Source organism: Streptomyces misionensis (assembly GCF_007896895.1).
Classification (GTDB): Bacteria; Actinomycetota; Actinomycetes; order Streptomycetales; family Streptomycetaceae; genus Streptomyces; species Streptomyces misionensis_A.
In genome coordinates this window covers 1-715 of record NZ_VOGW01000098.1, presented here as the reverse complement: position 1 = coordinate 715, position 715 = coordinate 1, and the positions used below count along the sequence as shown (strand labels likewise).

1 protein-coding gene is annotated in these 715 nt (G+C 74.0%); it reads left to right on the top strand.

The genetic code is table 11. The features are described from left to right. A partial coding sequence (locus FRZ03_RS16715; protein WP_146465961.1) for a VWA domain-containing protein occupies nt 1–701 on the top strand: 701 nt, incomplete at its 5' end. Between the last annotated feature and the right edge of the window lie 14 nt (nt 702–715).

The following is a 715-nucleotide window of genomic DNA, read 5'->3' as shown; positions in this document are numbered from 1 at the left end:
TCGGCTTCGTCGGCGGGGGGGGCGCCCCGCCGGCGCACGCGGAGGCCCGCCCGCGCCCCGCCCCGCGCGCCCCCGCCCTCGCCGCGGCCTACTCCGCCGCCGCCGATCCGCTGGCGAAGACCGACCTCACCGGGACCCGCGCGAAGCTCTACCTCGTGCTGGACCGCTCCGCGAGCATGCGGCCGTACTACAAGGACGGCTCCGCGCAGGCCCTCGCCGACCAGGCCCTCGCCCTCGCCGCCCACCTGGACCCCGAGACCGCGGTCCACACCGTCTTCTTCTCCACGGAGGTGGACGGCACCACCGACCTGACCCTCACCCCGGACCACGCGACGAGGATCGACGACGTCCACGCGGGCCTCGGCCGGATGGGCCGGACCAGCTACCACGCCGCCGTGGAGGCCGTCCTCGCCCACTACGACGAGCACGTCACCCCCGGCACCCCGGCGCTGGTGGTGTTCCAGACCGACGGCGCCCCGGACGCCAAGACGCCCGCGACCCAGGCCCTCACCGCCGCCGCGGAGAGCCACCCCACGGTCTTCTTCTCCTTCGTCGCGTTCGGCGAGCACGACAACAAGGCGTTCGACTACCTGCGCAAGCTGAAGACCCCCAACACCGCCTTCTTCCACGCGGGCCCCACCCCCCGCGAGCTGACGGACACGGAGCTGTACGAGGGAGTCCTCGCCACCTGGCGGCCGTGAACATGCCGTAATCC